This is a genomic window from Jiella soli (assembly GCF_020615385.1).
Lineage (GTDB): Bacteria > Pseudomonadota > Alphaproteobacteria > Rhizobiales > Rhizobiaceae > VKMB-3413.
Genome location: NZ_JAJAVB010000025.1, coordinates 32,127 through 57,422 on the forward strand (window position 1 = coordinate 32,127; position 25,296 = coordinate 57,422).

Annotated in this window: 27 protein-coding genes; 6 read left to right on the top strand and 21 right to left on the bottom strand. The window is 66.5% G+C overall.

The features are described 5' to 3' along the window. Positions 1–80 precede the first annotated feature (80 nt). Positions 81–1,091 carry a 1-aminocyclopropane-1-carboxylate deaminase gene (locus tag LH400_RS14605; RefSeq protein WP_229153474.1) on the bottom strand — a complete coding sequence of 337 codons (1,011 nt, stop codon included), beginning with the start codon at positions 1,089–1,091 and terminating at the stop codon, positions 81–83. A 130-nt stretch (positions 1,092–1,221) separates the two neighbouring features. Here LH400_RS14605 and LH400_RS14610 point away from each other — a divergent pair, with 130 nt between their 5' ends. The 4 genes from LH400_RS14610 (at position 1,222) to LH400_RS14625 (ending at position 4,371) form a co-directional block, all read left to right on the top strand. Then, positions 1,222–1,707: an Lrp/AsnC family transcriptional regulator gene (locus LH400_RS14610; protein WP_229153475.1), complete on the top strand. Its 486-nt coding sequence runs from the start codon at positions 1,222–1,224 to the stop codon at positions 1,705–1,707. 119 nt (positions 1,708–1,826) lie between these two features. After that, positions 1,827–3,305 (top strand): cobyric acid synthase, encoded by a 1,479-nt coding sequence (locus LH400_RS14615; RefSeq protein ID WP_229153476.1) that lies wholly within the window; start codon positions 1,827–1,829, stop codon positions 3,303–3,305. A 5-nt stretch (positions 3,306–3,310) separates the two neighbouring features. After that, on the top strand, positions 3,311–3,733 hold the full coding sequence (locus LH400_RS14620; RefSeq protein ID WP_229153477.1) for a RusA family crossover junction endodeoxyribonuclease: 423 nt from the start codon (positions 3,311–3,313) through the stop codon (positions 3,731–3,733). After that, positions 3,730–4,371: a hypothetical protein gene (locus tag LH400_RS14625; RefSeq protein WP_229153478.1), complete on the top strand. Its 642-nt coding sequence runs from the start codon at positions 3,730–3,732 to the stop codon at positions 4,369–4,371. Before LH400_RS14620 ends, LH400_RS14625 begins: the two co-directional genes overlap by 4 nt. A 10-nt stretch (positions 4,372–4,381) precedes the next feature. Here the strand turns inward: LH400_RS14625 and LH400_RS14630 are convergent, their stop codons facing one another. The 14 genes from LH400_RS14630 to LH400_RS14690 form a co-directional block, all read right to left on the bottom strand. Beyond that, positions 4,382–5,224 carry an SDR family NAD(P)-dependent oxidoreductase gene (locus tag LH400_RS14630; protein ID WP_229153479.1) on the bottom strand — a complete coding sequence of 281 codons (843 nt, stop codon included), beginning with the start codon at positions 5,222–5,224 and terminating at the stop codon, positions 4,382–4,384. Positions 5,225–5,278: 54 nt separating this feature from the next. Further along, complete coding sequence (locus tag LH400_RS14635; RefSeq protein WP_229153480.1) at positions 5,279–5,524, bottom strand: hypothetical protein; 246 nt, start codon at positions 5,522–5,524, stop codon at positions 5,279–5,281. After that, positions 5,521–6,324, bottom strand: a complete 804-nt coding sequence (locus LH400_RS14640) for a sulfotransferase domain-containing protein (protein ID WP_229153481.1) — start codon at positions 6,322–6,324, stop codon at positions 5,521–5,523. Before LH400_RS14640 ends, LH400_RS14635 begins: the two co-directional genes overlap by 4 nt. Positions 6,325–6,774: 450 nt before the next feature. After that, positions 6,775–8,064 carry an NAD(P)/FAD-dependent oxidoreductase gene (locus tag LH400_RS14645; RefSeq protein WP_229153482.1) on the bottom strand — a complete coding sequence of 430 codons (1,290 nt, stop codon included), beginning with the start codon at positions 8,062–8,064 and terminating at the stop codon, positions 6,775–6,777. Positions 8,065–8,069: 5 nt separating this feature from the next. After that, positions 8,070–8,234, bottom strand: coding sequence for a DUF3096 domain-containing protein (locus LH400_RS14650; RefSeq protein ID WP_229153483.1), 165 nt, complete (start codon positions 8,232–8,234; stop codon positions 8,070–8,072). Between the two features lie 49 nt (positions 8,235–8,283). Beyond that, positions 8,284–9,063 (bottom strand): 3-hydroxybutyrate dehydrogenase, encoded by a 780-nt coding sequence (locus tag LH400_RS14655; RefSeq protein WP_229153484.1) that lies wholly within the window; start codon positions 9,061–9,063, stop codon positions 8,284–8,286. Between the two features lie 203 nt (positions 9,064–9,266). Then, positions 9,267–9,389: an MFS transporter small subunit gene (locus tag LH400_RS26050; protein WP_255617461.1), complete on the bottom strand. Its 123-nt coding sequence runs from the start codon at positions 9,387–9,389 to the stop codon at positions 9,267–9,269. Positions 9,390–9,402: 13 nt separating this feature from the next. Next, the gene (locus LH400_RS14660) at positions 9,403–10,800 is read right to left on the bottom strand and encodes an L-lactate MFS transporter (protein WP_229153485.1); all 1,398 of its coding nucleotides are present in this window, start codon (positions 10,798–10,800) and stop codon (positions 9,403–9,405) included. Positions 10,801–11,006: 206 nt separating this feature from the next. Continuing rightward, the gene (locus LH400_RS14665; protein ID WP_229153486.1) at positions 11,007–12,203 is read right to left on the bottom strand and encodes an OpgC family protein; all 1,197 of its coding nucleotides are present in this window, start codon (positions 12,201–12,203) and stop codon (positions 11,007–11,009) included. Between the two features lie 17 nt (positions 12,204–12,220). Continuing rightward, complete coding sequence (gene mdoH / locus LH400_RS14670; protein ID WP_229153487.1) at positions 12,221–14,017, bottom strand: glucans biosynthesis glucosyltransferase MdoH; 1,797 nt, start codon at positions 14,015–14,017, stop codon at positions 12,221–12,223. A 60-nt stretch (positions 14,018–14,077) separates the two neighbouring features. After that, positions 14,078–14,401: a hypothetical protein gene (locus LH400_RS14675; protein ID WP_229153488.1), complete on the bottom strand. Its 324-nt coding sequence runs from the start codon at positions 14,399–14,401 to the stop codon at positions 14,078–14,080. Then, on the bottom strand, positions 14,398–16,002 hold the full coding sequence (locus LH400_RS14680; protein WP_229153489.1) for an OpgD/OpgG family glucan biosynthesis protein: 1,605 nt from the start codon (positions 16,000–16,002) through the stop codon (positions 14,398–14,400). Before LH400_RS14680 ends, LH400_RS14675 begins: the two co-directional genes overlap by 4 nt. A 172-nt stretch (positions 16,003–16,174) precedes the next feature. Continuing rightward, positions 16,175–17,134, bottom strand: coding sequence for an aldose epimerase family protein (locus LH400_RS14685; protein ID WP_229153490.1), 960 nt, complete (start codon positions 17,132–17,134; stop codon positions 16,175–16,177). A gap of 172 nt (positions 17,135–17,306) precedes the next feature. Next, positions 17,307–17,789, bottom strand: a complete 483-nt coding sequence (locus LH400_RS14690; RefSeq protein WP_229153491.1) for a MarR family winged helix-turn-helix transcriptional regulator — start codon at positions 17,787–17,789, stop codon at positions 17,307–17,309. A gap of 251 nt (positions 17,790–18,040) precedes the next feature. Here LH400_RS14690 and LH400_RS14695 point away from each other — a divergent pair, with 251 nt between their 5' ends. Then, entirely contained in the window at positions 18,041–18,454 is a 414-nt protein-coding gene (locus LH400_RS14695) for a dihydrofolate reductase (RefSeq protein WP_229153492.1), read from the top strand. Between the two features lie 7 nt (positions 18,455–18,461). Here LH400_RS14695 and LH400_RS14700 read toward each other — a convergent pair whose 3' ends face one another. Genes LH400_RS14700 through pabB form a run of 3 tightly spaced genes read right to left on the bottom strand, consistent with a single transcriptional unit; the run spans position 18,462 to position 21,338 of the window. Next, complete coding sequence (locus LH400_RS14700) at positions 18,462–19,322, bottom strand: aminotransferase class IV (protein ID WP_229153493.1); 861 nt, start codon at positions 19,320–19,322, stop codon at positions 18,462–18,464. Next, positions 19,303–19,902: an anthranilate synthase component II gene (locus tag LH400_RS14705; protein ID WP_229153494.1), complete on the bottom strand. Its 600-nt coding sequence runs from the start codon at positions 19,900–19,902 to the stop codon at positions 19,303–19,305. Before LH400_RS14705 ends, LH400_RS14700 begins: the two co-directional genes overlap by 20 nt. Continuing rightward, positions 19,899–21,338, bottom strand: a complete 1,440-nt coding sequence (gene pabB / locus LH400_RS14710) for an aminodeoxychorismate synthase component I (RefSeq protein ID WP_229153495.1) — start codon at positions 21,336–21,338, stop codon at positions 19,899–19,901. Before pabB ends, LH400_RS14705 begins: the two co-directional genes overlap by 4 nt. Before the next feature lie 221 nt (positions 21,339–21,559). Here pabB and LH400_RS14715 point away from each other — a divergent pair, with 221 nt between their 5' ends. Further along, the gene (locus LH400_RS14715) at positions 21,560–21,844 is read left to right on the top strand and encodes a hypothetical protein (protein WP_229153496.1); all 285 of its coding nucleotides are present in this window, start codon (positions 21,560–21,562) and stop codon (positions 21,842–21,844) included. A 30-nt stretch (positions 21,845–21,874) separates the two neighbouring features. On the opposite strand, the gene LH400_RS14720 is transcribed toward LH400_RS14715, so the two are convergent. The 3 genes from LH400_RS14720 to LH400_RS14730 are packed head-to-tail and all read right to left on the bottom strand — an operon-like array spanning position 21,875 to position 25,262. Beyond that, the gene (locus tag LH400_RS14720) at positions 21,875–22,585 is read right to left on the bottom strand and encodes an ABC transporter ATP-binding protein (protein WP_229153497.1); all 711 of its coding nucleotides are present in this window, start codon (positions 22,583–22,585) and stop codon (positions 21,875–21,877) included. Then, on the bottom strand, positions 22,582–23,367 hold the full coding sequence (locus LH400_RS14725) for an ABC transporter ATP-binding protein (RefSeq protein WP_229153498.1): 786 nt from the start codon (positions 23,365–23,367) through the stop codon (positions 22,582–22,584). The genes LH400_RS14720 and LH400_RS14725 overlap by 4 nt, the downstream gene beginning before the upstream one ends. After that, complete coding sequence (locus tag LH400_RS14730) at positions 23,364–25,262, bottom strand: ABC transporter permease (RefSeq protein WP_229153499.1); 1,899 nt, start codon at positions 25,260–25,262, stop codon at positions 23,364–23,366. The genes LH400_RS14725 and LH400_RS14730 overlap by 4 nt, the downstream gene beginning before the upstream one ends. Between the last annotated feature and the right edge of the window lie 34 nt (positions 25,263–25,296).

Consider the following 25,296-nt stretch of genomic DNA (forward strand, 5'->3'; position numbering starts at 1 on the left):
GCCGCTCCGGGCCCGCCGGTCGCCTCCGCCCGACGGCGGCGCCCGCACCGAAGGATCAGGCGAACGGGGCCCGCTTCCCGCTAACCGTTGCGGAAGGCGTAGCCGTAGCCGCTGAGCGCGGGGGCTCCTCCGAGATGGGCGTAGAGGATCCGCGATCCGGCCGGGAAATAGTCCTTGCCGACGAGGTCGATCAGGCCCTGCATCGATTTGCCTTCATAGACCGGGTCGGTGATCATCCCTTCCAGCCGGGCGACGGTGCGGATCGCGTCCAGCGTCTCGCGTGAGGGAATGCCGTAGGCGGGGTAGGCGTAGTCGTTCACGATGACGACGTCTTCTTCGCCGATCCCGCTTCGGCCGATGAGCTCGGCGGTGTTCTGCGCGATCGAGAGAACCTGCGTCCGGGTCTGCTCCGGCGTGAACGAGGCGTCGATGCCGATCACCTTGTCGGCGCGACCGTCCGCCGCAAAGCCGACGACCATGCCGGCATGCGTCGATCCGGTCACGGTGCAGACGACGACATAGTCGAAGCTGAAGCCGAGTTGCTTCTCCTGGGCCCGGACCTCTTCCGCGAAGCCGACATAGCCGAGACCGCCGAACTTGTGGACAGAGGCACCGGCCGGGATGGCGTAGGGCTTGCCGCCGGCCGCGCGAACCTCTTCGATCGCCGCTTCCCAGCTTTGGCGGATGCCGATGTCGAAGCCGTCGTCGACCAGCCGGACATCGGCTCCCATGATGCGCGAGAGCTGGATGTTGCCGACCCGGTCATAGACCGCGTCCTCATGCGGGACCCAGGCCTCCTGGACGAGGCGGCACTTCATGCCGAGCTTGGCTGCCGTCGCTGCGACCATGCGCGTGTGGTTGGACTGCACGCCGCCGATCGAGACCAGCGTGTCGGCGCCCGAGGCAATCGCATCCGGCACGATATATTCGAGCTTGCGCAGCTTGTTGCCGCCAAAGGCCAGGCCGGAATTGCAGTCCTCGCGCTTGGCGAAGATTTCGACCTTGCCGCCGAGATGCTCCGAGAGGCGGGCAAGCGGCTCGATCGGCGTCGGGCCGAAGGTGAGGGGATAGCGTTCGAATTGTTCCAGCATGACGATCTCGAAAGGGGGGACGGGAGCCGCAGATTACCGCAGAAACCGCTGGAACGTCCTTCCGATTTTGCCCATGATTAGGTCCGATAAAATAGGGATTTCGGCGCAACACGAGCTGATCGGATAGAATATGGGCCCAATAGCGGAAGAAACTTCCGAAGCACTGGATCGAATCGACCGTAAGATCCTGCGCGCGCTGCAGGCGGACGGAAGCCGCTCCAATGCGGATCTCGCCAAGCTTGCCAATGTCAGCCCCGCGACCTGCCATCGCCGGACGCAGCGGCTGTTCGAGCGCGGCTTCGTCAAGGGTATTCGCGCCCGCATCGCGCCCGAGCTCGTCGGACGGGGAACCCTCGTGATCGTCGGCGTCGTCCTCGACCGCTCGACGCCGGAAAGCTTCGCGGCCTTCGAAGCGGCGGTGGCAGACATGCCGGTGGTGCTCGACTGTCATCTCGTGGCCGGCGACTTTGATTTCTTCCTGAAGATCCGCGTTCGCGACATCGCCGGATTCAACCGCCTGCATGGCGAGACGCTGATCGCGCTGCCGGGCGTGCGCCAGACCCGCACCTTCTTCGTGATGAAGGAAGTCGTCGAAGACGCGCCTCTGGATTTCTGATCCGGCGAAACGCCTGCCGGCGGGCGGCGTATCCGCGCGCGCCAGGGCTCCGGCGGCCAGATCATATCAGCCTACTGATCCCGCTGGACGTCGGGGGGGCGACGGGCGACAAGGGCGCGATGACCGAAACGCCCGCGATCATGCTGCAGGGAACCGGCTCCGATGTCGGCAAGACGGTGCTCGTCGCCGGGCTGTGCCGGCTGTTTGCCCGGCGCGGCCTTCGCGTGCGCCCGTTCAAGCCGCAGAACATGTCCAACAACGCCGCGGTGGCGCTCGAGCCCGAGACCGGCGGCTTCGGCGAGATCGGCCGCGGCCAGTGGCTGCAGGCGCTGGCGGCCCGAACTCCGGCGACCGTCGACATGAACCCGGTCCTCCTCAAGCCGCAATCGGAGACCGGCAGCCAGATCGTCCTGCGCGGCAAGGTCGTCGGGGAGGCGAAGGGGCGCGACTATCAGCGCTTGAAGGCGAGCTTCCTGGAATCGGTGCTTGCGAGTTTCGAGCGTCTCTCGGCCGAAGCGGACCTCGTCATCGTCGAGGGCGCGGGCTCGCCCGCCGAGATCAATCTGCGGACGGGCGACATCGCCAATATGGGCTTTGCAACCGCGGCGAAGGTGCCCGTCGTCCTCGTCGGCGACATCGATCGCGGCGGCGTCATCGCCTCGCTGGTCGGCACGCACGCGATCCTTCCGGAGGCGGACAGGGCGACGATAGCGGGCTTCCTGATCAACAAGTTCCGCGGTGACGTCCAGCTCTTCGACGACGGTCTCGCCGAGATCACGCGGTACACGGGCTGGCCGAGCCTCGGCGTGGTGCCGCACCTTGCCGCCGCCGCGAGGTTGCCGGCCGAGGACTCCGTCGCGCTGGAACGGCTGGCGCGGGAACCGGCGGGGCGGCTCACCGTGGCCGTGCCGGTGATCGGACGGATCGCCAATTTCGACGATCTCGACCCCCTGAGGGCCGAGCCGGGCGTCGACGTCGTGTTCGTCCGCCCGGGCGAGCGGCTGCCGGAAGAGGCCCGGCTCGTCGTCATGCCCGGGTCGAAGTCGACCATCGCTGACCTCGAAGCGTTCCGGCAGAACGGCTGGGACAACGATCTGCGGGCCCATGTCGCGCGCGGCGGCCATGTCGTGGGGCTTTGCGGCGGCTACCAGATGCTCGGCCGCATCGTCCGCGACCCCCTGGGGATCGAGGGCCCGGCGCGCGAGGCGGAGGGGCTCGGCCTCCTCGACGTCGAGACGGTGATGGAGCCGGAAAAGACGGTGCGGGCGTCATCCGCGACGACGCCCGAGGGCGAGGCGCTGGAGGGCTACGAAATCCATCTCGGCCGCACGAGCGGCCCCGATTGCGCCCGACCGGTCTGCCTGCTCGACGGCGTGCCCGACGGCGCGGCATCGCCGGACGGGCGGATCTCCGGCACCTATCTCCACGGCCTCTTCGGCGCCGACGGTTACCGCCAGAGCGTCCTCGCCCGCCTCGGCCTTGCCGGCGAGGCGACCTCCTACCGCGCAGGCGTCGAGACCGCGCTCGACGAGATCGCCGAGGCGCTGGAGCGGGTGGTGGATGCCGATGGTCTCTTGAGGATCGCTGGAGGGCGTTGACGAGGATGGAAATCGAGTTTCCCGTCGAGTTTCTGGTTTTCGGAACGCCGCTTTCCCATCAAGCGACCAATGCCAAGGCGAAGGACACGTGGAAGGAAGCCATCAGAGAGGCCAGCCGTTCAGCGCTGCCATCGCCGCACTTCGCAGACGAAGGGCCAATGGCCGTCACGATATTCTACTTCCCGTCCGGGAACGTCCATGGTGACGTCGACAATATCGTGAAGCTGATCCTCGACGCTTTGAGCCGGCATGTCTATCTTGACGACAGTCAGGTGGAGCGCGTCCTGGTGCAGCGTTTCTCAAACGGAGACCTGCCGATCGAACGGACGACCGCAGTCTTGCAGGCCGCAATTCTGGCTCCGCGACCCGTTTCCTATGTTCGTATCTCGAACCAGCCGCTGGAAGACGTACGATGGACCCCTTGGTGACGAAACGCGAAGTTCTCGATGGTGTGATCGCGCACCTCGAATCGGCAGGCTACGAGGTACTGCGGCAACCGTCGCGCAGCACTCTACCCCCTTTTCTAGCGGACACCCGGCCCGATGCGGTCGCGTATCGGGACGACGGCAATCTGGCCATCTACGTCATTCACCGCAACCAGTCAGCACGTCCGGATGTCGGAGCCTTGCAGAATGTCTTCAAGGACGCGCAGCGCTGGTCTGCGAAGATCCACTTCATCAACGCCGCCGATCTGCCGCCGGCGGTCGGCGTCGAGGAGAAGGCGAGCATCGAAGCTGCTGTCGAACAGATCGACCGGCTGATAACTGAACAACAGCCCGGCATTGCCCTGGTTCTCGGCTTCTCCGCGCTGGAGGCGCTCGCCAGGCGAAACCGCCCGCAGTTCGAGCGACCGCAGAACGCTGCGGCCGTGATCGAGACGCTGACCCAGGATGGGCGCATCATGCAGGACGAGGCGACGACGCTCCGGGAATTGCTGGATGCGCGAAATGCCTTTGCTCATGGCGGATTGAGCCTGACCGTCGACCCGGAAGACGTGTCTCGCTTGGCTGCAATCCTGAGGCGCTTGGTTCGAGAGGAAACGGTCGAGACGGCGGAGGTCGCCTGATCGCTGCGTCCTACCCCGCAGCCCAGGCCTTGAACTTGTCCGCCCAGTCCTTGTGCCAGCGCGACAGAGGCGGGCGGTTTTCGACGATGTCGCCGGCCGCCCAGGCGATGCGCTTCTCGTCCATCTCGCGCGTCACCTCGCCGTCCGGGCACAGGATGTAGAAGTCCTCGGTGCCGAGCTTTTCCAGCATGAAGTCCGCCGTCTGCTCGGGCGTCCAGGCGCCGTCCGGCTTTTCCGTCCGGCCCTTCTGCGTGAGCGGGGTGAAGACGAAGCCGGGGATCATCAGCCGTGCCTCGACCTTGCCGCCTTCGCGGTTCCTGAGGTCGTGCTGCAGCGCCTCGGCGAAGGCCTTCACGCCGGCCTTGGCGACGTTGTAGGCGGGATCGCCCGGCGGCGTGGTGATTCCCTGCTTGGAGCCGGTGATCACGATCAGCCCCGGCTCGCCGGACTGGACCATGCGCTCGCCGAAGACCTGCGCGACATGGATGACGCCGTGAAGATTGACCTTGAGAACGGCGTCCCAATTGGCGAGCGGGCCGAAGATCCCGCTGCCGGGCTGGATGCCTGCATTGTCGAAGAGGAGATGGACGGTGCCGAACCGGCCGAACAGGTTCTTCGCCAGAGCCTCGACGGCGGCGCGGTCGGAGACGTTGGTCTTCGACGTGATCACCGTGCCCTCGGGGCTCAGAAGGCTGACTTCGGCCTTGGCGGCGGCGAGACGGTCTTCGATCCGGTCGACCAGGACCACGGTCATCCCGGCCTCGGCGAAGCGCTTGGCGGCTGCGAGCCCGATGCCCGAGGCGCCGCCGGTGACGACGGCGACATGACCGACTGCGATGACGGGATGTGTCATGGCGAATGTCCCCCTCTGGTGGGTTCTTTCAGGCGGCGGAACTGCCGTGAGCGCCTAACATTGGCATGGAGATCCCCCCGGCAAGGGACTGCCCGCACGCATGCCCGGCGATCCCCGGCCCGGCGGCGTCTTCACGGCATCCGGCCACAGATCGCGGTTTGACGGGCGTGCGGTCTGCCGTTTTGGATCAGGGCGGCCTCTCTGTGGCAGGCCATGCAAGATGTGGTTGAAATAGTCGAACATCTTCAAGTGGCCGCCGTTGAAGCCGATGAAATGACGGATGAAGGTCATCGTCTTCATGATGCGGGGCCGATTTCGCACTCTGTATAGTCTGGATCGAGCCAGGCGGTCAGGTCGAGCCCGGTCAACTCCATGGTCTGCACCATGTCATCCCTGAACAGATCGGCGAGGTAGGCGGCATCCGCCGCGGCAAGGTCATTCGGCATCTGATTGTCGATCGGAGCGATATATTTCGAAGTCACATTCGAAAAAGGTTCTGCGCCGATGAATTGCGCAATTTTGTTCAGCGCAGACAAAGGATACTGCTTGAGAAAGTCCGAGGTAACGAACAGGGTCTGCTCGCGGCGGAAATTCTCCAGGAGCCGCGAGACCTGAGGATGATAAAATCCTCTTTCGACATAGTCGTGGATGCCGGGCAATTTCGGATTCGGCGCGATCCGGGCGCGCCCTTCGCGGATCGCCGCCGAGAACTGCAGCGTCTCCCGGCCGCGTGCCCGTTCCATCCGCCATTGCGAGTGAGCACGGAACGCAGGATGTCGCAGGACGCATATAATCTTCATATCAGGGTTATATGCGCGTATCCGTTCGACGGTCGGCGCCCAATACATATAGCTCGGCGTCGCTTCTCCGCGGAGGATCGGCTCCGATATCCAATCGAAATTGGCATGATACTCGGTGTAGTCCGGATCCGACCACAGCCGGCCCTCGTCGTCGAAGAAATGTAGTTCCTTTCTCGTCTGCGGCATTTGGACGGACGGGTTTCTTCTCAAATAGTGATCGAGTGCCGTGGTCCCACCCTTCTGGGTTCCCGCGATCAGGAAATCGACCCGGCGATCTCGTCTTCCGACACTACGCAGCATGTCGATCCAGATCGTCGCCGAAGGTCAGATAGAACGCGCTGACTTGCGGGGCCATGCGGCGCAACGCCCGCGCCGGAGGCTTGAGATCGACGAACGGATATCGGTTCTCGATCGTTTCGGCCCTGTTCGAGTGCGTCACAGGCACGACCCGACTGTGAATGCGCTCCAACTGACCGCATGAATGAAGTCGATCTGCCGCTCCCGAGACCTGCCCGCACCGGGACCTATCGGCTCGATCATGGCTACCGCATTCGGCATCTCGTTCAGGAGCGCACACAGCAGACTGGTGCCGCGGCGGGGAATGCCTGTCAGAATGGTCCTCGGCACCAGAATGATCCAATTTCCATGGGCAGCGCGTCTTAATCATGAAGCCGTAAGGTCGGCAAGAGGATCGACAAGCCGCCACCTCGCCGTCGCTTTCACTATCACCACCGCGCGTCTTGACGCCGCTCAGCCGTGCAGCTTCAGCGCCGGGCCGCGGGTCGGCGAGATCATGTCGGCGGCGATCGCGACGGAGCCGCGCAAGGGACCGAGCACCGCCCATTGGTGGCGCCGCTGCAGCCCGTTGTAGGCGGCGGTCGCAAAGCGCCCGTCGACCAGGATGTCGCCTTTGCGGAAAAGCCCGACCAGACCGACCGATCCGGCATTGGCGAGCGACAGGAGCCGGCCGCGGTCGTCGTAGACGAACGGGTCGAAGTCCTTCCCGGCGATCGCTTGGGGCAGCGCATCGGCGAGATAGTCGGCCTGCTGGCTGGCGCATTGTGCGGTCGGCGGCAATGGCTGGTCCGCATCCGCCGGCGTGAAGCTCGCGGCGTCGCCCATGGCGAAGATCTCCGCGTCCACCGTCGTGCGCAAATGGTCGTCGACGACGATGCGTGCCTTCTTGTCCATCTCGAAATCGGCAAGATCCTTCAGGACCGGATTGCCGACGAGCCCCGCAGCCCAGACCGCGATGTCGGCGGGCCAGCGATCGCCCTCGGCCGAGCGGACTTCCGCCGCGTTCACCTCGGCGATCTTGGCGCCGGTCACCACCGCGATGTCGAGCGCTTCGAGCCGCGAGGCGACGTTCCTGCGGAGTTCCTCGTCGGCCCCGGGCATCAGCACCGGCGCGGCCTCGAGAATTGTGAGGTTGAGCAGCCGCTTCTGTCCCTCGGCATGGCTCTTCTCGAAGAAGGCCTGTTCCGCCTGGCGCAGATGCGCGGCAAGCTCGGTACCGGTCGCGCCGGAGCCGATGATCACGACGTCAGTGGGCCGGCTCGTCTCGCGGGCGGTGATCATGGCGTCGATAAACCGCTCGCGAAAAGCGTCGGCGTCCCGGCGCTCGTCGAGGCGGATGGCATTTTCGGCAACGCCGTCTGTGCCGAAATCTGGCGTGACCCCACCCAGGGCGACGATGAGAACGTCGTAGCCGATGCGTCGTCCCCCGCCGTCCGGCGGGTTGGAGCCGCCGTCTGTCCGGCCCGGACGTTCGAGCAGAACGCTCTTGCCCGCCCGGTCGATCGCCTCGACGGCGCCCTGCTCGAAGTGGAAGCCGCGCATCTGGGCGAGCATGTAGAAGCTCATCTCGGACAGGCTCGAGTGCACCGTTCCGGCGGCGAATTCGTGCAGTCGCGGCTTCCACAGATGCGTGGAGACCCTGTCGACGAGCGTCGCCGTGCAGTCGTCCCGTTCGCCGAGGCGGCAGACGAGTTCGAGTCCGCCGGCGCCCCCTCCAAGCACCACGATCCGCGTCGGGGTCATGGCGCTCAGCCGCCTGCGGCGATGCGGTCGAAGAGGTGCGGGAACAGGCCCATGAGGCCGATGATGATCAGATAGACCGCGACGATCACCCGCAAGAGGCCGGGCACGACGAGAATGAGGACACCGGCGGCCAGAGCCACCAGCGGCTGAATGGCGATGTTCATATCCATGGCGAGAAACCCTCCAGTTGGCGAAAGCGGAGATAGCGCTCGCTCGGCGTCAGGCCATGTACCAGCCATGGCTCGGCACGATCGACTGGCCGGTGAGCGCGTTGGTCTCGAAGCTTGCCAGGAACAGCGCGACGTCGGCGACGTCCTGCATGGTGGTGAATTCCTTGTCGACAGTTTCGCCCAGCATCACCTGATTGACGACGTCCTCCTCGGAGATTCCGAGGCTTTCGGCCTGTTCGGGAATCTGCTTCTCGACCAGCGGCGTCTTGACGAAGCCCGGGCAGATCGTGTTCGAGCGCACCCCGTGCTTGGCGCCTTCCTTGGCCATCACGCGCGCAAGGCCCAGAATGCCATGCTTGGCCGCGACATAGGCCGATTTGAGCGCGGACGCCTCGTGGCTGTGGACCGAGCCCATGTAGATCAGCGAGCCGGACTTCTGCGGATACATGTACTTCACGCAGGCCTTGGTCAGAAGGAACGAGCCGTCGAGATGGATCGACACCAGCTTGCGGAAGGCCGCGTAGGGAAACTCCTCGATCGGATGGACGATCTGGATGCCGGCATTGGAGACCATGGTGTCGATCCGGCCGAAGCGCTCGGCGACCTGGTCGACGCCGCGATTGACGGCGGCCTCGTCGGTCACGTCCATCTCCACGGCCATCGCTTCGGCACCGGCCGCTTCGAGTTCCTTCGCCACCTTGCCGGCACCATCCATGTCGATGTCGCAGATCGCGATCTTGGCGCCGTTGCGGGCGAAGGTTGTGGCGATGGTCTTGCCGATGCCCGAGCTCGCACCGGTGACGACGGCGACATTGCCTTGAAGCTTCATGGTTGAGACCCCTGTCATTAGCTGCTGCAGCAAATGGATGGGGCGGTGCGATCAGCAAGGCTGAACGGGGTTCCTGACCGAAGTTTCATGGTGGCCGCGCAGACGTCCGGCGCGCGGCCGGCTGTCGAGACGAGGAAAAGCCAAAGGGGCGAACCGTCGCCGGCCCGCCCCCTGAAATCTTCGGCCTGTTGCCGCGCTCTGCCCTATTGGAACAGGGCCATCGCGTTCGACAGCGTCATGATCACGCCCCAGATGAGGGGAATGCCGACGAAGGCCCAGGCGAGCGCCAGGGATGCCGTGCTGGTGGTCGAAGTCTGTCCTGCCATGATCGGTTCTCCCTTACGCCCGGCTCGGAGCCGGCTCGGCTTCCATGTGGTGACGTTCGTCCACCGGCTTCATCATGAAGTTCAGGATGAGGCCGACGAACAAGAGGCCGGCCATGATGTACATGGTCACCGTATAGGCGTCGGCCTTCGGCACGCCGGCATCGATCTGATACTGGCGGATGTAGTTGACCAGCACAGGACCCACGATGCCCGCGGCCGACCAGGCGGTCAGCAGCCGGCCATGGATGGCGCCGACATAGTTGTTGCCGAAGACGTCCTTCAGATAGGCCGGGATGGTGGCGAAGCCGCCGCCATACATCGACAGGATGATGCCGTAGAAGAGGACGAAGAGGACGATCGAGCCCATCTGTCCGGTGGTCGGCACCAAAGCGTAGAGGACGATGCCGAGCAGGAAGAAGACCATGTAGGTGTTCTTGCGCCCGATATAGTCCGAGGTCGTCGCCCAGAAGAACCGGCCACCCATGTTGAACAGGGAGAGCAGGCCGACGAAGCCGGAGGCAGCCGCGGCGGTGATGAGGCCCGGGAACATCTCCTGGCTCATCAGCGAGGCCTGTCCCAGGACGCCGATGCCGGCGGTCACGTTCAGGAACAGGACGCCCCAGAGCAGCCAGAACTGCCTGGTCTTCAGCGCCTGGTCGACATGGACGTTGGCCGTCGTGATCAGTCCCTTGGACTGCTTCGGCGGGGTGTAGCCCTCCGGCAGCCAGCCCGGCGGCGGGACCCGCACGATCGTGGCGCCGACCATCATGTAGATGAAGTAGACGATGCCCAGCACGACGAAGGCGAAGGCGACGCCGCCGATGCCCATCAGATAGACCGACAGAGGCGAGGCGATGAAGGCGCCGCCGCCGAAGCCCATGATCGCCATGCCGGTCGCCATGCCCGGCCGATCCGGGAACCAGCTCATCAGCGTCTTCACCGGCGAGATGTAGCCGAGGCCGAGGCCGCAGCCGCCGAGCACGCCATAGCCGAAATAGACCAGCCAGAGCTGGTGCCAGGAGACGCCGAGCGCGGCAACCAGGAAACCGCCGCCGAACAGGAGCGCCGCGGTCGCCATCGTCATCCGCGGACCGACCTTTTCGACCCAGGCGCCGCCGAAGGCGGCCGCAAGGCCGAGGAAGAGGATGGCGATCGAGAAGATCCAGCCGAGCGTCGCGATCGACCAGTCATCGGCGCTGGGCACCCTCGTGCCGTCGGCGCCGGTGGTGGCCAGTAGAAGGCTCATCGGCTTGTTGAAGACCGAGAAGGCGTAGACCTCTCCGATACACAGATGCACACAGAGAGCGGCCGGCGGGACCATCCAGCGGTTGAATCCCGGCTTTGCGACCGTATGGCTGCGCGAAAGCCAGCTACCGCCCGAGCCCGATTCGGACACGGATGCTGTTGTCATGAAACACTTCCTCCCCAAACGATCCGACTCTTTAGTAAGGTCGGGAGAGAAACTAGAAAGTGAATTGCCGCCTCATGCAAGGCCTTTCGGTTGGGCCTGCCCGGGAGCGGCCTCCGACTTTAGCCGCAAGTCGTTGGGGACCAAACATTCGGCGCTTTTCATGCCCTTTGCGGCGAACCCGCGGGGTCGCCGCGCTGCGCGGAAGGTCATGCCGTCCGGGGGGTAACCGGGGCCGCTACGGGTATCGCCGGCGAGGCGGCGGTGACCGGGCGGACGGCGGCCGGTTCGGCAAGGCGCCTGTTATAGTCCGTCCACCAGTCGAGGAAGCGCGCGAGCGCGATCTGGACCGACAGGCCGCCGAGAATCAGGGCGCTGTCGAAGACCAGCGACGGCTCGCCGCCGAACTTGATGACCTGGCCGAACAGCGACAGGACGGTTCCCACGGCAAAGACCGGCAGCGAGTGGCGGCCGACCATCGCGAACAGGTTGTCGCGCGAGATGGTGGCGAACACCGAGGTCTTCGCGGGGTTGGAGAAGATGTAGAGGATCGCCACGAGATGCAGCAGGCGCGGCAGGCTGACATAGGTCTTGTCGAAGCCGGCGATCATGACCGGCAGGCCGAGGTCTCCCCACCAGGACCAGAGGCTGAAGCGGATCGTCAGGAAGGCGACGAAGGCGTAGGCGAGGGCGATACCCATCAGCCAGGGGCTGTAGCTGGTGGCTTCGCCGAACCTGATCCGCCTGAAGCCGCAGGTCAGCCCCAGGACGAAGATCAGCTGCCACGAGAACGGATTGAAGAACCATCCGCCAGGCAGCGGATAGGCCGGCATGTCGAGGCTGAAGAGCGCGGCGACGACCCACAGCAGGACGGAGGCGCCCAGCATCAGCCTGAGGTCAATGCGGGCGAGGACGAGGAAGCCCGGCAACATCAGGAGCAGCACGGAATACATCGGCAGGATGTTCACATAGCCGAACTGGTGGCCGAGCGTCGCAAGGCCGATCATCGTCTCGACCGGGCTCTGGACGAAGGACGAGAGCCCGATCGTCTGGAGAAGGTCGCCGCGGCCGAAGGCGAGCGCGCCCCAGGAGAAGATCCCGAGCGCCGCCATGCTCAAGGTGATCTGCACGAGATAGAGAACGCCGGCCCGGCGCCATGCGCGCACGGCGGCGACGAGCTTGCGGCCGGCCAGGAACGGCCTGCCATAGGCATAGGCCGAGGCAAAGCCCGCCAGGAAGACGAAGATCTCGGCCGCGTCGGAGAAGCCGAAGTTCCGGGAGGTGAAGTTTTCCCAGAGATTGCCGGGAATGTGGTTGATGAAGATCATCGCCAGGGCGATGCCACGCCAGAAGTCGACGCGGTGGTCTCGGCCCGTCACCGATGGGGATTTGATAGCAGTGGACATCGGCGACTTCTACGACCTCAAGCGGGATCCGGCAGAACCTCTGTCCCCCCAATCGCGGCTTTCTCAGGGCTGGCAGGAGGGTCGAGCGCGGCCAGGCGTCGGCGCCATATCGCGGCATCGCGGATGACCGGCTCGGGATCTGCCTCGAAGGGCGTTTCGAAGAGGCCGATGCGGCGCAGGAGGTCGCCGAGCTTCGGGTCGCCGCTCAGCGTGATCAGGAATGGCGCGGCGACGAGCGGAAGCGCGATCGGCAGGGTCCAGTAGATAAGGTCTTCGGCATAGCTGTAGGTGGCGAGGAGCACGATCGCGCCGGCGACGACCATCCACCAGCTTGCCCGGAAGGCGGCTCCCAGCGGCAGACTGCCGTCCTCGCGATCGGTGGAGGGCCAGCCGGCATCGGCGCCGATCAGGATCTCGGCCACGGCCTTGGACTGGAACATCATCATGATCGGCGCGAGGATCGAGGTGATGATCAGCTCCACGCTCGCCCCGGCGAAGACGCGACCGGCGCCGCCGAACTGCCTGCGGCGGGCCGAAAACGCGCTGCCGAAGGTGATCAGCGTCTTCGGCAGCAGCAGCAGGACGAAGATGCCGAACAGAAGCAGGAGTGCCTTGTTCGTCTCGGGCCGCGGAAACACCGGAAACAGCGAGTTGGCAGGGAAATAGTTCGGCTCCGGCGCAAGAACCGGGTCGAGGAGGCTGACGATCAGGAATAGCAGCCAGATCGGCGAGGCGACATAGGCCATGATGCCGGCGATCAGCGAGACCCGGCTCCACAGCTTCATTCCCGGCGCCCCAAGCAGCCGGCCGTGCTGCAGATTGCCCTGACACCAGCGGCGGTCGCGCTTGGCATATTCGACGATGTTCGAGGGGGCTTCCTCGTAGGACCCCTGCAGATCCGGATCGACGCGCACCTTGTACCCGGCGCGGGCAAGCAATGCGGCCTCGACATAGTCGTGGCTGAGGATATGGCCGCCAAAGGGGGGCCTGCCCTTCAGCGTCGGCAGCCCGCAGGAGGCGGCGAAGGCGCGCACGCGGATGATGGCATTGTGGCCCCAGAACGGCCCTTCGCGTCCCTGCAGCGCGGCGATCCCGCGGGAAAAGATCGGCGAGAAGAGGGCGGCCGAGAATTGCAGCGCCCGCCCGAAGGGCGTGCGGCGGCCGATGATCAGCGGCTGCGTCTGCAGGAGCGCGACCTCGGGGTCCGCGTCCATGCGTGCAACCATCTTCACCATCGTCGTCGGCCGCATCAGGCTGTCGGCGTCGAGGATGAGCATGTACTCGTAGGCGCCGCCGCTCGTGGTCACGAAGTCGGCGATATTGCCGGCCTTGCGGCCGACATTCTGCTCGCGATGGCGATAGTAGAGATGACCGGCCACGGCCATCTCGGAAAGAAGGAGGTCGTAGGCCCGCCGCTCCGCCTCGACATTCTCCGGCCGGGTGGAATCGCTGAGGATGTAGAAGTCGAACTGGCTGAGCTTGCCGATCTCGCGAATGCCGTCGATCATCGAGGCGACGCGCGCGAAGACCGCGTGGACGTCCTCATTGTAGACCGGCATGAGGACGGCGGTCCGATTGTCGCCGCGCCAGTTCTTATCGGCGCTCTTGGGGGTCGCTACAGGCGTGACGATGCCGGCCAACGCCGTATTGAACCCCCAGGCGAGCCAGAGGCAACACAGCATCAGCAGCGATATCTGGACGATGTGCAGATAGGTTACGCCGTTCACTGTCACGACGACAAAGAACAGCGATGCCGCGATCGCGGCGAGCACGACCGTCGCAAATGCAAACAGCAGCCGTCTGACCGCGATCACCCTTTGTCACACCTCCCGCCTTGCCGGATCCGCCGCATCGGAGCGGCGCCCGGATCTTCGTCAGCCGCGGTCCCAGGACACGCGGATCTCGGGGATCAGCATCGACCAGCGCTGCGGCTTACCGGTGATACGCTGCGTCGGCATCGAGAGATGCGCGACCGGTGCGGGGACCGGGATCGTCCGCATCAGGTCGAGCGCCGCCGGATCGGCATTCATCGCCGCCGCCAGAACGGCCTCGGCATCCTGTTGGGACTGCCGGCGCGTTTTGAGACGTACGCGAAGCGCGTCCAGAAGGACGTCATCGGAAAGATCGGGGCGCCCGATCAGGGCGCCGGCGTTCATCTGATCGCAGGGGGGAGTCAGGGTGTTGAGTTCGGTCGTCATACGGTGCCCGTCCACTGATAAAGCCAAGTTTCACTGACAATGCGCTGCAGCATCGAAAGTTTCACGCGCAGTTCAACGGCCTGTGAATCTTCTCGCTCGAGCTCCAGTGACAGGCGCCACCCATCGTCGGGAAGGCGCGAGACGGAGCTGTTTATGAGCCTTGCGTTCTGGGAAACGTCGATGAGGGGCTCGATGGTTGCATCGGCCGGCAGATTACTCATCGTTCCGCCCACGAAATCGATCGCAAAGCGCTTGGTCTTCGAACTTGTCGCCGCGTCCGCGGCATTGCCGCCGACCCCTACATAGGTGCCGGAAACCTTTGCCAGGAGGTCGGGCTCCTGCACCGACAGCCCCCAGCGCATGCGATAATTATGTTCGATGGTGTCGCCCGCAACCGGCTTCGTTTCCGGCACCCAGAACGCCACGATATTGTCGTTCGCTTCGGAGTCCGATGGAATCTCCACAAGCTGGACGATGCCCTTGCCCCAGTCGCCGATCGGCTCGATCACCAGCGAGGGACGCAGGTCGTAGCGCGCTTCCGTATCCTCGTAATGCGAAAACTGCCGATCGCGTTGCAGGAGTCCGAAGCCGCGCGGATTGGTTTCCTCGAAATAGGAGAGTGCCAGGGTTTCCGGGTTGCGTAGCGGGCGCCAGACGCGTTCGCCGCTGTCGCGATGGATGCAGAGCCCGTCGCTGTCGTGGACCTCGGGCCGGAAGTCGTTGTGGTCCGGCGGGTCGTTCTCGCCGAAGAAGTACATCGAGGTAAGGGGCGCGATCCCGAGGCGCGTCACCTCGCTGCGGAAGAACAGCCGGGTGCGCACGTCCATCACCGTCTGATGGCCGGGCGAGATGGTGAAGGCGTAGGCGCCGGTGAGGCTCGGGCTGTCCAGGGACGCCATGATCCGGATCACGTCGTCGCTCGGATCGGGCTGCTCGATGTAGAACGAGGTGAAGCGGGGAAACTCCTCGGTGTCGGCGGTCGCGGTATTGATGGCGAGGCCGCGCGCCGACAGGCCGTAGCGCGTGCCGGTTCCCAGCGCGCGGAAGTAGCTGGCGCCGAGGAAGGTCACCAGCTCGTCGAAATAGTCCGGCCGCTCCAGCGGCGCGTGGATGCGGAAGCCGGCGATGCCCGCGAGCTTCAGGCTCTGGAACTTGCTGGGATCGAGCGGCGGCCGGTACTCGAAGTCCGACGGGTCGAATTCGTGGACGTTGTAGACGCCGTTCTCGCCGATATAGATCGTCGTCGTGTCCTTGAAGACCCAGCCCGGATAGAAGGCCTGCAGGTGGAACTCCACCGGCTCGGCCCGCCACAGGGCGTGTTCGGGCCGGAAGCGGATCGCCCGATGCTCGTCATAGGACAGGTTCTGGATCGCCTCGGGAAGCGCCTCGGACGGTGCCGTATACGGGCTTGCCGCGAGCTGCTTCATCTGGGCCGAAAGAGCCTCGAAGTCGAATTTGGCGTCGGGCGAGCCGACGGCCGCGGGGGCTGCATCCTGGGCGGCTGCGATGCCGATCCCACGGGCGTCCAGGACGGCGGCGAGCGCGCTCGCCAGTCCTAGCTTGAGTGCAGTGCGGCGAGACGCAGAGCTGATATTTGTCACGGGGAGGAACTGTCAGTTTTGAGAGGGAGCCAGCGCTTAGATTATGCAAGAATGCGGCTTATAAATAGCGGGCGAGCCGGTTCACCCAAAAATTTCGGGCCTGCCGGCAGTTCCGCCCTGCCGTCCGACAGGCTCTTCGGGAGGGTGATACCGCATTGCGGTAACGAGTTGATTACAGCCTGGTGAAGCGATAGCGGCTGAGATGGCGGTAGCGCGCGCCCGGCCGCAGGACCGCCTGCGGGAAGGCCGGGCGGTTGGGCGCGTCCGGCCAGACCTGCGGCTCCAGCGCGAGACCGCCCAGCGTCTCGATCGGCTGGCCGTCGAGGCCGCGGAACGTGCCATCGAGCTTGGCGCCGTCATAGACCTGGAGGCCCGGCTCCGTGGTCGACAGTTCCATCGCGATGCCGCTTTTCTCGCTGGACAGCCGCGCCGCGGGGCGCGGCGCCTCGCTCCGCGCCTCGGCGAGGCAGAAATTGTGATCGAGCGGCCGGGGACGGTCGCCGAGCGAGCGGCCGGAGCGATAGTCGAACCCGGTGCCCTCGACGGAAACGATCCGTCCGTCCGGGAGCGTGCCCTCATCGATCGGCAGGTAGTGGTCCGCCGCGACGCCGAGGACATGGTCGGTGATCGGGCCGGACCCGTCGAGATTGAAGTAGAGATGGGAGCTGAGATTGACGACGGTCTCGCGGTCCGTCTCCGCCTCGTAGCCGATCGTCAGCGTATCGGCCGAAACGGCGAAGGTCGCGCGAACGCTCACCCGTCCCGGATAGCCCTCTTCGCCATCCTCGGAGACATAGGCCAGCGTGACGCTGTCCTCGCTGCGCTGCTCGACCGTGAACAGGCGCGTGGAGAAGCCGGTCGGGCCGCCATGCAGGTGGTTCGGCGGATCATTGACCGCGAGGGTCAGGTCCTCGCCGTCGATCGTCATGCGGCCGGCGGCGATGCGGTTGGCGAACCGGCCGACCGTCGCGCCGAAATAGTCCTTGTTGCGCGCCCCGTAGAGATCGGCGTTCGCAAGGCCGAGAACGACGGAATGGTCGAGGCCGGCCGGGCGCAGGGCGCGGATCGACGCGCCCATCGGCAGGATCTCGGCGGTGAGGCCGCTGCTCGCGATCAGGATTGTCTCGGACATGGTGCATGCTCCAGGGGCCGGACCGGAACGATGGTTCGGCGCAGCCCAAGCGGTTTCTATGCCGCTGCCGGGCGGAGTCAATCGACGCCTGAGGCCGTCACGACGGGAAGGTTAAGAGGGATCGACAGGGCAGGCCGGCAGCGAGTGCGGCCAGGGGAGGGAACAGGTCGCGTCAGCGCAGGCGGCGCAGCCGCTGGGTCAGGAGATCGCCCGCGCGCACCAGCGAGCGGTCCAGGATTTCCACTTCGTCGGACGACAGCGAATTGGTCAGGTCGACCTCCAGGCGTCGCCAGATCGCGCGCACCTGGGCCTGCGCCTGTTCGCCGACCGCGGTCAGCTGAACCATGGTCCGGCGAGCATCGCTGTTGCTGGCGGTGCGTTGCACGAGGCCCTTCTCGATCAGCCGGTCCAGCATCTTCGAGACCGTCGAGGGACGGACGGCAAGCGCGTCCGCAAGGGTCGAGACGTTGATCGGGTTGCGGGCGTCGAGCCGATCGAGCAGCTGGTCCTGGCCGGGATGCAGTCCGACCTCTGCGAGGAGGAGGGTGAGAAAGGCGCGAGTGGACTTCGCGATCGACAGCAGCGAGGGCACGATCATCGGCATCTCGGCGGCGGTCGCGGTTTGCTTCAGCTGGTCGATCGAATTCGTATCCATGGCTGGCTTATGACCTGTTCCCAATCCGGAATCTTTTAAGCAGTTTATGAATGCAACTGCCCGCGATTGGTTCGCATCGGCAGACGCAAAATCCGCTCCTAGGCAAGCCGGGAGGCGTTGCTGGGGAGCGCTCTGGGCGGCTCCGGGCGAGGGCCTGTTCGCCGCGCGTCCGCTTGCGGATTGGCGGCGCCGCTCCAGGCTTAATGGCGGGAAAAATTGGATCGACGATCCGAAGCCGGGGAAGGAAGCAGATGGCGGATATCAGGGTGATCTGCGCGATCGGACGCAGCGGGCAGTTGGGGCTGCATGGCGGCATGCCGTGGGAGGGTCGGCCGGAGCGCGCCTTCACCGAGGATGTCGAGCGCTTCTTCGATCTCACCCGCGGCCATGTGCTCGTCGCGGGTCCGAAGACGGTGGCGTCCTTCCCCGACTTTGCCTGCAAGGACCGGACGATCGTGGAGATCCGCTCATCCGACGATCCGCAAGAGGTGCTGTCGCGGTTCTCCGACCGGGTCGTCTATGTCGGCGGCGGGCCGGCGGTCTGGACCGCCTATGCGCGCTTCGTCCGGCACTGGGACGTCAACACGCTTCCCTATGACGGACCGGCCGACACCTGGTTCGACCCGAGCTGGCTCCTGGCCGGGGGAACCAGGAGAAAGCGCTGAGGCCCGATCATGCGCCGATGACGGCTCCAAGGCTCCTCGGGTCGACGCCGCACTCCGCTTCGATCGCCTCGCAAAGGCCCGCCATCAGCGCGCGGACCGGCTCTGGCGTCGGCCGCGTCTCCTGCCGCACCAGCCGCGCTGGGGCAGTCAGCCGCAGGCTGTTGGTGACGAGGATGGCGCCACTTTCGAGCTCCTGCGGCGAAAGCCCTTCCTCGCGCACGGCCAGTCCGAAGCTCTCCGCATTGGCGAGGATCCAGCCGCGGGTGATGCCGTCGAGGACGCCGTCGGCGCAAGGCGGCGTCGACAGGGTGTCGCCGCGAAGGACGAAGAAATTGCCGAGGGCGGTGCAGGCCGGCCGGCCGGCGGTGTTGAGGAACAGGGCCTCGTCCGCGCCCGCCGCCTTGGCCTCGATATTGGCGAGAACCGCGTCGAGATAGGCGAGCGTCTTCAGCCTTGCGGAGGGCGAGGTCTCGTTGCGCCGGATGGTGGCCGGATGAAGCGTCAGCGGCGCGAAGATCATCGCAGGAGCAAGCGGTGCCGACGAACCGAGGATCGTCGGCCGCGGCTGAGGCGGCAGCGTCAGGCCGCGTGGCCCCGGCCCGCGCGTGACCGTCAGCCGGATCGAGCCGGCCTCCTGGCGTTCGGCGAGGGCCGCCATCGCCGCTTCGAGATCGCTTCGCGACACCGGAATTGCCAGCGTCTCGCAGGCCGCGGCGAGACGATCGAGATGGGCGTCCCGCCGGAACACGCGGCCGCCGAGGACGAGCGCTGTGTCGAAGACGCCGTCGGCGATGAGCAGGCCACGATCGTTCGCCGCGATCGCGCCGTCCGGTTCGACGAAGCGGCCGTTAATCCAGACGTCGGTCATGCCAGCGCCTCGCAAGGTGGAGGAAGTTCCCGAACATCCTGTCCCCGGCTTCGGTGAGAACCGATTCCGGATGGAACTGGACGCCGTAGGTCGGGTGCTCGCGATGCGACAGCGCCATGATCTCGCCCTCGCCCGAGCGGGCGTCGACGCTGAGCGCCTCCAGCATAAGCGGCGTCTCCTCGACGATCAGGGAGTGATAGCGCCCGACCGCGGCTCCGTCCGCAAGACCGTTGAAGATCCCCCGGCCGGAATGGGTGATGGTCGAGGCGCGTCCATGCATCGGCTTCAGCGCGCGGGTCACCGTTCCGCCGAAGACTTCGCCGATCACCTGGTGGCCGAGGCAGACGCCGAGGATCGGAACGCGGCCGGACAGTTGCCGGACGAGGTCCAGCGAAATGCCGGCGTCCTTGGGTGCGCAGGGGCCGGGTGAGACCACGACGGCTTCGGGGGAAAGCGCTTCGACCTCTGCAAGCGTGGTCTCGTCGTTGCGCGCGACGCTCGTCTCGCAGCCGAGACGTTGAAGATAGCGCGCGACGTTGAAGACGAAGCTGTCGTAATTGTCGAGGACGAGGATCTTCATCGCGCCTCGCCCGCGCTGCCGCCCGCCTCGCCGGCGCCCGGCGCCTTGTCGGCCGCCGGCGCGTCGAAGGCGGCGAAGACCCGCGTCGCCTTGGTGAAGGTTTCCTCGTATTCGGCGGCGGGGTCGGAGAGGACGGTGATGCCGCCGCCGGCCGAGAAGCGGGCCGTTCCGCCCGAAAAGCTGACGGTGCGGATGGCGATGTTGAGGTCCATTGCGCCATCGAAGCCGAGATAGCCGATCGATCCGCAATAGGGACCGCGCGCCGTCTTCTCGATCTCGGTGATGATGTCCATCGCCCGGATCTTCGGCGCGCCGGTGATCGAGCCGCCGGGAAAGGCCGCGCCGATCAGGTCGCAGGCGGTCTTTCCCTCCCGCAGGCGGCCGGTCACCACCGATGTCAGATGATGGACGGCCGCATAGCTCTCGAGCCCGCACAGCACGGGAACCTCGACCGAATCCGGCTCGCACACCCGGGAGATGTCGTTCCTCAGCAGATCGACGATCATGACGTTCTCTGCCCGGTCCTTCTCCGAAGCGAGGAGTTCGGCCGCCAAGGCGTCGTCTTCCTGGCGATCGGCGGAGCGTTTGGCCGTGCCCTTGATCGGCCGGGCCTCGACCTTGCGGCCGGAAAGCCTGACGAAGCGCTCGGGCGAGGAGGAGGCGATCTGGCGATCGGGATAGTCGAGATAGGCGCCGAAGGGCGCGGCATTCGTCTGGCGCAGCCTCAGATAGAGCGCGAAGGGGTCGAAGCCCTCCGGGAGCCGTGCCGTGAAGGTCTGGGCGATGTTGGCCTGGAAGATGTCGCCGTCGAGGATGTATTCGCGCACCCGTTCGATCGCCGCACGGTAGTCGTGGGCGAAGAAGTTCGAGCGCCAGTCCAGGCCGGCGGGCGGCGGTGGCGCCGGCGTCTCGATCGCCACCGGCGTCCGCAGCGCCGCCTTGAACGCCGCGATCCGGGCCCGCGCGCGCTCCGCCCGGGCCTCGCCGGTCGCCGGATGGCCGGAGCCGACCAGGAAAGCGCGCCGCTGGACGAGGTCGAAGGAGAGGACCGTGTCGTAGAGGTTGAAGCCGAGAGTCGGCACGGCCGGGTCGAGGTCCGGCGGCTGGGCCAGCCGTTCCAGATGATGGGCGAAGTCGTAGGCGATGTAACCGGCCGCCCCGCCCTGGAACGGCGGCAGGCCGGGAAGCGTCTCGCAGCGGTAGCGGTCGAGGATTTCGGCGAGGGCCGCGAGCGGCGGTCCGGCAAGGCGCTGGCCGTCCAGCGTCGCCCCGTCGGCGTCGACGCGGAACTCGGCAAAGGGCGAGGCGGCGACGAAGGCGTAGCGGCCGAGCGTCTCATGCTGCATGGCGCTGTCGAGGAAGGCGAGGCCGCCGAGCGGCCGCAGCCGCGCCGCCGCGACGTCCGGTGCCAGAAAGGGAATCTCTTCGCTGAGCATGGGGGTCAGATGGGCAGAACGGGGCGGCGGCGTCAAACATTTCGCGCCTGGGCGAGGCCGCAGGCGGTCCTCGTCCCGCCGCAGCGCGTCATGCCGGTGGCGGACCAAGCAATCTCCACCAGCCGGCGACGCCCGATAAGCACACGCTCCGGTGAGCGGCCGTGGCGCCGGGCCGTCGGACCCTATCTTCCGCTGTCGAAGATCTCCGGAGTCCAAACCTCATGCGTCTTGCGCCCATCCTCCTCCTCGCCTCGGCCGCCGGTCTCGCCGGCTGTCAGGCCAATGCACCCTTTCCGAACGGCTCGCCCTTCGGCACCACCATATCGGCGAATCGCCATCCCCGCGGGTCCGAAGCCTATTGCCGGCAATATGCCAACCAGACCGCCGGCAACGCCTATGAAAACCAGGTCGACCGGTCCGAGGACGGCTTCGGCGTGCGCTTCCTGACGGAGAAGTCGGCGCAACGGCGGGGCGCGGAAGCCTATCGCCGCTGCCTCGGCCGCTGACGGCGGAGCGCACGACCGGCGGGATCGGGCTCAGGGCATCGCGCCGGGCTCGTCGCGGCGCTCCAGCGCCTCGAAACTGCCGGAAAAAATGATCCTGCCCCGTTCCAGGAGATGGGCGCGGTCGGCGATCATGCGGGCAAAGCGCCGGTTCTGCTCCGACAGGAGGATCGAGATGCCTTCCCGCCGCATGGCGGCGATCGCCGCAGCCATGTCGTCGACGATCTTCGGCGCCAGGCCCTCGGACGGCTCGTCCAGGAGGATCATGGACGGGTTGCCCATCAGCGTGCGGGCGATCGTCAGCATCTGCTGCTCGCCGCCGCTCATCGCGCCGCCCAGCCGGCCACGCATGTCCGCCAGATTGGGAAAGAGGTCGAAGAGCCGCTCCGGCGTCCATTGCGGCGTGCCGGGCCGGGCCGGTCGGCGCCCGACGGCAAGGTTTTCCTCCACCGTCAGCTCGGTGAAGATGCGCCGGTCTTCCGGCACGTAGCCGAGGCCGCGCCGGACGATCGTCTGGGTCGGAAGCGCCGAGATGTCGGCGCCGTCGAAGCGCAGGACTTCGCTTCGCGCGGAGGCGAGGCCGATGATCGCCCTCAGCGTCGTCGACTTGCCGGCGCCGTTGCGGCCGATGAGCGCGGCGACCTCGCCCTCCCGCACCGACAGGTCGACGCCGAAGAGCACCTGCGCCGGCCCGTAGAAGGCGTCGAGCCCGGCGACCTCCAGCTTCGGCGCGCCCTTCGTCATGGCGAGCCCTCGCCGGCTTCGGGGCCGGGCGAAAAGCCTTCGCCGAGATAGACGGCTCGCACCTGGGGATCGGCGGCGATCGTCTCGGGCGGGCCCTCGACGATCAGCCGGCCGCGATCCATCACCATGATCCGGTCCGCATGGCGGAAGACGACGTCCATGTCGTGCTCGGTGAAGAGGATGGCGATGTCGCGCTCACGGGCGATCTTCGCGGCGAGCGCCATCAGGCTGGTTCGCTCCTCCGGCGCCATGCCGGCCGTGGGCTCGTCCATCAGGAGCAGCTTCGGCTCGCCGACCAGCGCCATGGCGAGTTCCAGCCGCTTGACGTCGCCATAGGCAAGACTCGAAGCCGGCGCGTCCGCAAGCGCCGGGATGCCGGCCAGCGCAAGCAGCCGGTCCGCGTCGCCGCCGTCCGCATCCCTGCCGCCGCGCCAGACGGAGAAGAGCTGCCGCCGATGCGAGAGGAGCACGGTCTCGACGTTCTCGCGGACGGTCATCGAGCCGAACACGCTGGCGATCTGGAAGGTGCGGCCGACGCCGAGGCGGAAGATCGCGCGGGGCGACAGGCCGGCGGTATCGGCGCCGGCGATGACGACGCGCCCGCGATCGGGCGCGAGCTGGCCGTTGACGAGGTTGAAGGTCGTCGACTTGCCGGCGCCGTTCGGCCCGATCAGGGCGAGGATCTCGCCGGCTCGGAGCGAGAAGCTCACCTCGGACACCGCCTCGACGCCGCCGAAACGCTTGGCGAGGCTGTCTACGCTGAGGACCGGCGCCGCGATCATGACGGCTCGTCCGCATCCGCCGCGGCGCGCCCTGACCGGGCCGGGAGACGTCCGACGATAGTGCCCCGGCCCTCGGCGACGCGCTTGAGCGAGCCGACGATGCCGCGCGGAAAGGCGAGCACGAGCACGACGATCAGCCCGCCGAGGGCGAGGCGCGAGAGATCGGTGCGGCTCATCAGGCCGATCTCGGCCGCCGTGTAGCCGATCGCGCCGACGACCGAGCCCGACACCGTCCCGACGCCGCCGAGCAGCACCATGACGAGGCCATCCACCGATTGCGGGATGGCGAGGACGTCCGGAAAGACGCTGCCCTTCAGGAAGGCGAAGAGGCTGCCGCCGAGCCCGGCGAAGGCACCCGCGATCGCAAAGGCCGCGTGCTGCATGCGTTCGCGGCCGATGCCGACCGCTTCCGCCCGCTCCGGCGAATCGCGCAGCGCGCGCAGGCCGAAGCCGAAGGGCGCGAAGGTGAGGTGCCGGAGGATCGCGACGCAGATTGCGGCAAGGGCGAGGGTCAGCCAGTAGAAGGCGGCGGGGCCGGAGGCCCATTCGGCCGGCCAGACCCCGAGAATGCCGTTGTCGCCGCCCGTCACCGCCACCCATTGGAAGGCGACCGACCAGACGATCTGGGCGAAGGCGAGGGTGAGCATGGCGAAATAGACGCCGGACAGCCGCACCGCGAACCAGCCGAAGAGGATGGCTCCGAGGAGTGCCGCGAGCGGGCCGAGGAGGAGCGCCGCTTCCATCGGCGCCGAGAGCCATTCGACGGCCAGCGCCGCGCCATAGGCGCCGAGGCCGAAATAGGCCGCGTGTCCGAAGGATTCGAGCCCGCCCGTTGACATCAGGAACTGCAGGCTGACGGCGAAGATCACGGCGATCGCCATCTCCGCCCCGATGCTGAGACCGTAAGGCCCGAGGAAGAGCGGCATCACTGCCGCGAGGACGAGAAGGGCGAGGGCGGCGATGCGGAGCGGCGGCGACAGTGGCCGCCAGGGCCGCCCGGCCATGCCGGCTGACGCCCTCGCGGCGGGAATCGGCCGGCCGAACAGGCCGTAGGGCCGGAGGACGAGGACGACGGCCATGACCAGGAACATCAGCACGATCGAGATGCCGGGAAAGGCAAGTATGCCGAAGGCCTCGAGCTCGGAGACGATGACCGCGGCGAGAAACGCCCCGCCGATCGAGCCGAGACCGCCGATCACCACGACGACGAAGACCGAGACGATGATCTGCAGGTCCATCTGGTGGAAGACCGCCGTCTTGGGGATCTGAAGCGCGCCGCCGAGCGCGGCGAGGAAGATGCCGAGCGCGAAGACCGCCGTGAACAGCCATTTCTCGTCGACCCCGAGCGCCGCCACCATCTCGCGATCCTCCGTCGCGGCGCGGACCAGCGTTCCGAAATGCGTCCGGCGCATCAGGAGCCAGAGCCCGACAAGGACGAGCGGACCGAAGGCGATGAGGAAGAGGTCGTAGCTCGGGATCTTCTGCCCGAAGATCTGGACTGCGCCGGCAAGGCCGGGCGCGCGGGGGCCGAGAAGGTCCTGCGGCCCCCAGACGAGGACGACGATGTCCTCGACCATCAGCGTTACGCCGAAGGTCGCGAGCAGCTGGAAGAGCTGCGGCGATCGATAGATGCGGCGCAGGAGCAAGATCTCGACGAGGGCGCCGACGAGCGCCACGCCGAGTGCGGCAAGCAGGATGCCGGCCCAGAAGCCGAACGCGCCCTCGAACCGCGTCGTCAGCGTATAGGCAACGTAGGCGCCGAGCATGACGAAGGCGCCATGGGCGAAGTTGACGATGCGGGTGACGCCGAAGATCACCGACAGGCCGGATGCCGCCAGGAACAAAGCGGCGGCATTGGCAAGGCCGGTCAGGAACTGCGCGAGATAGAGCGTCACGGGCGACGGTCCGGATTCGAGCCGGCCGGGACGG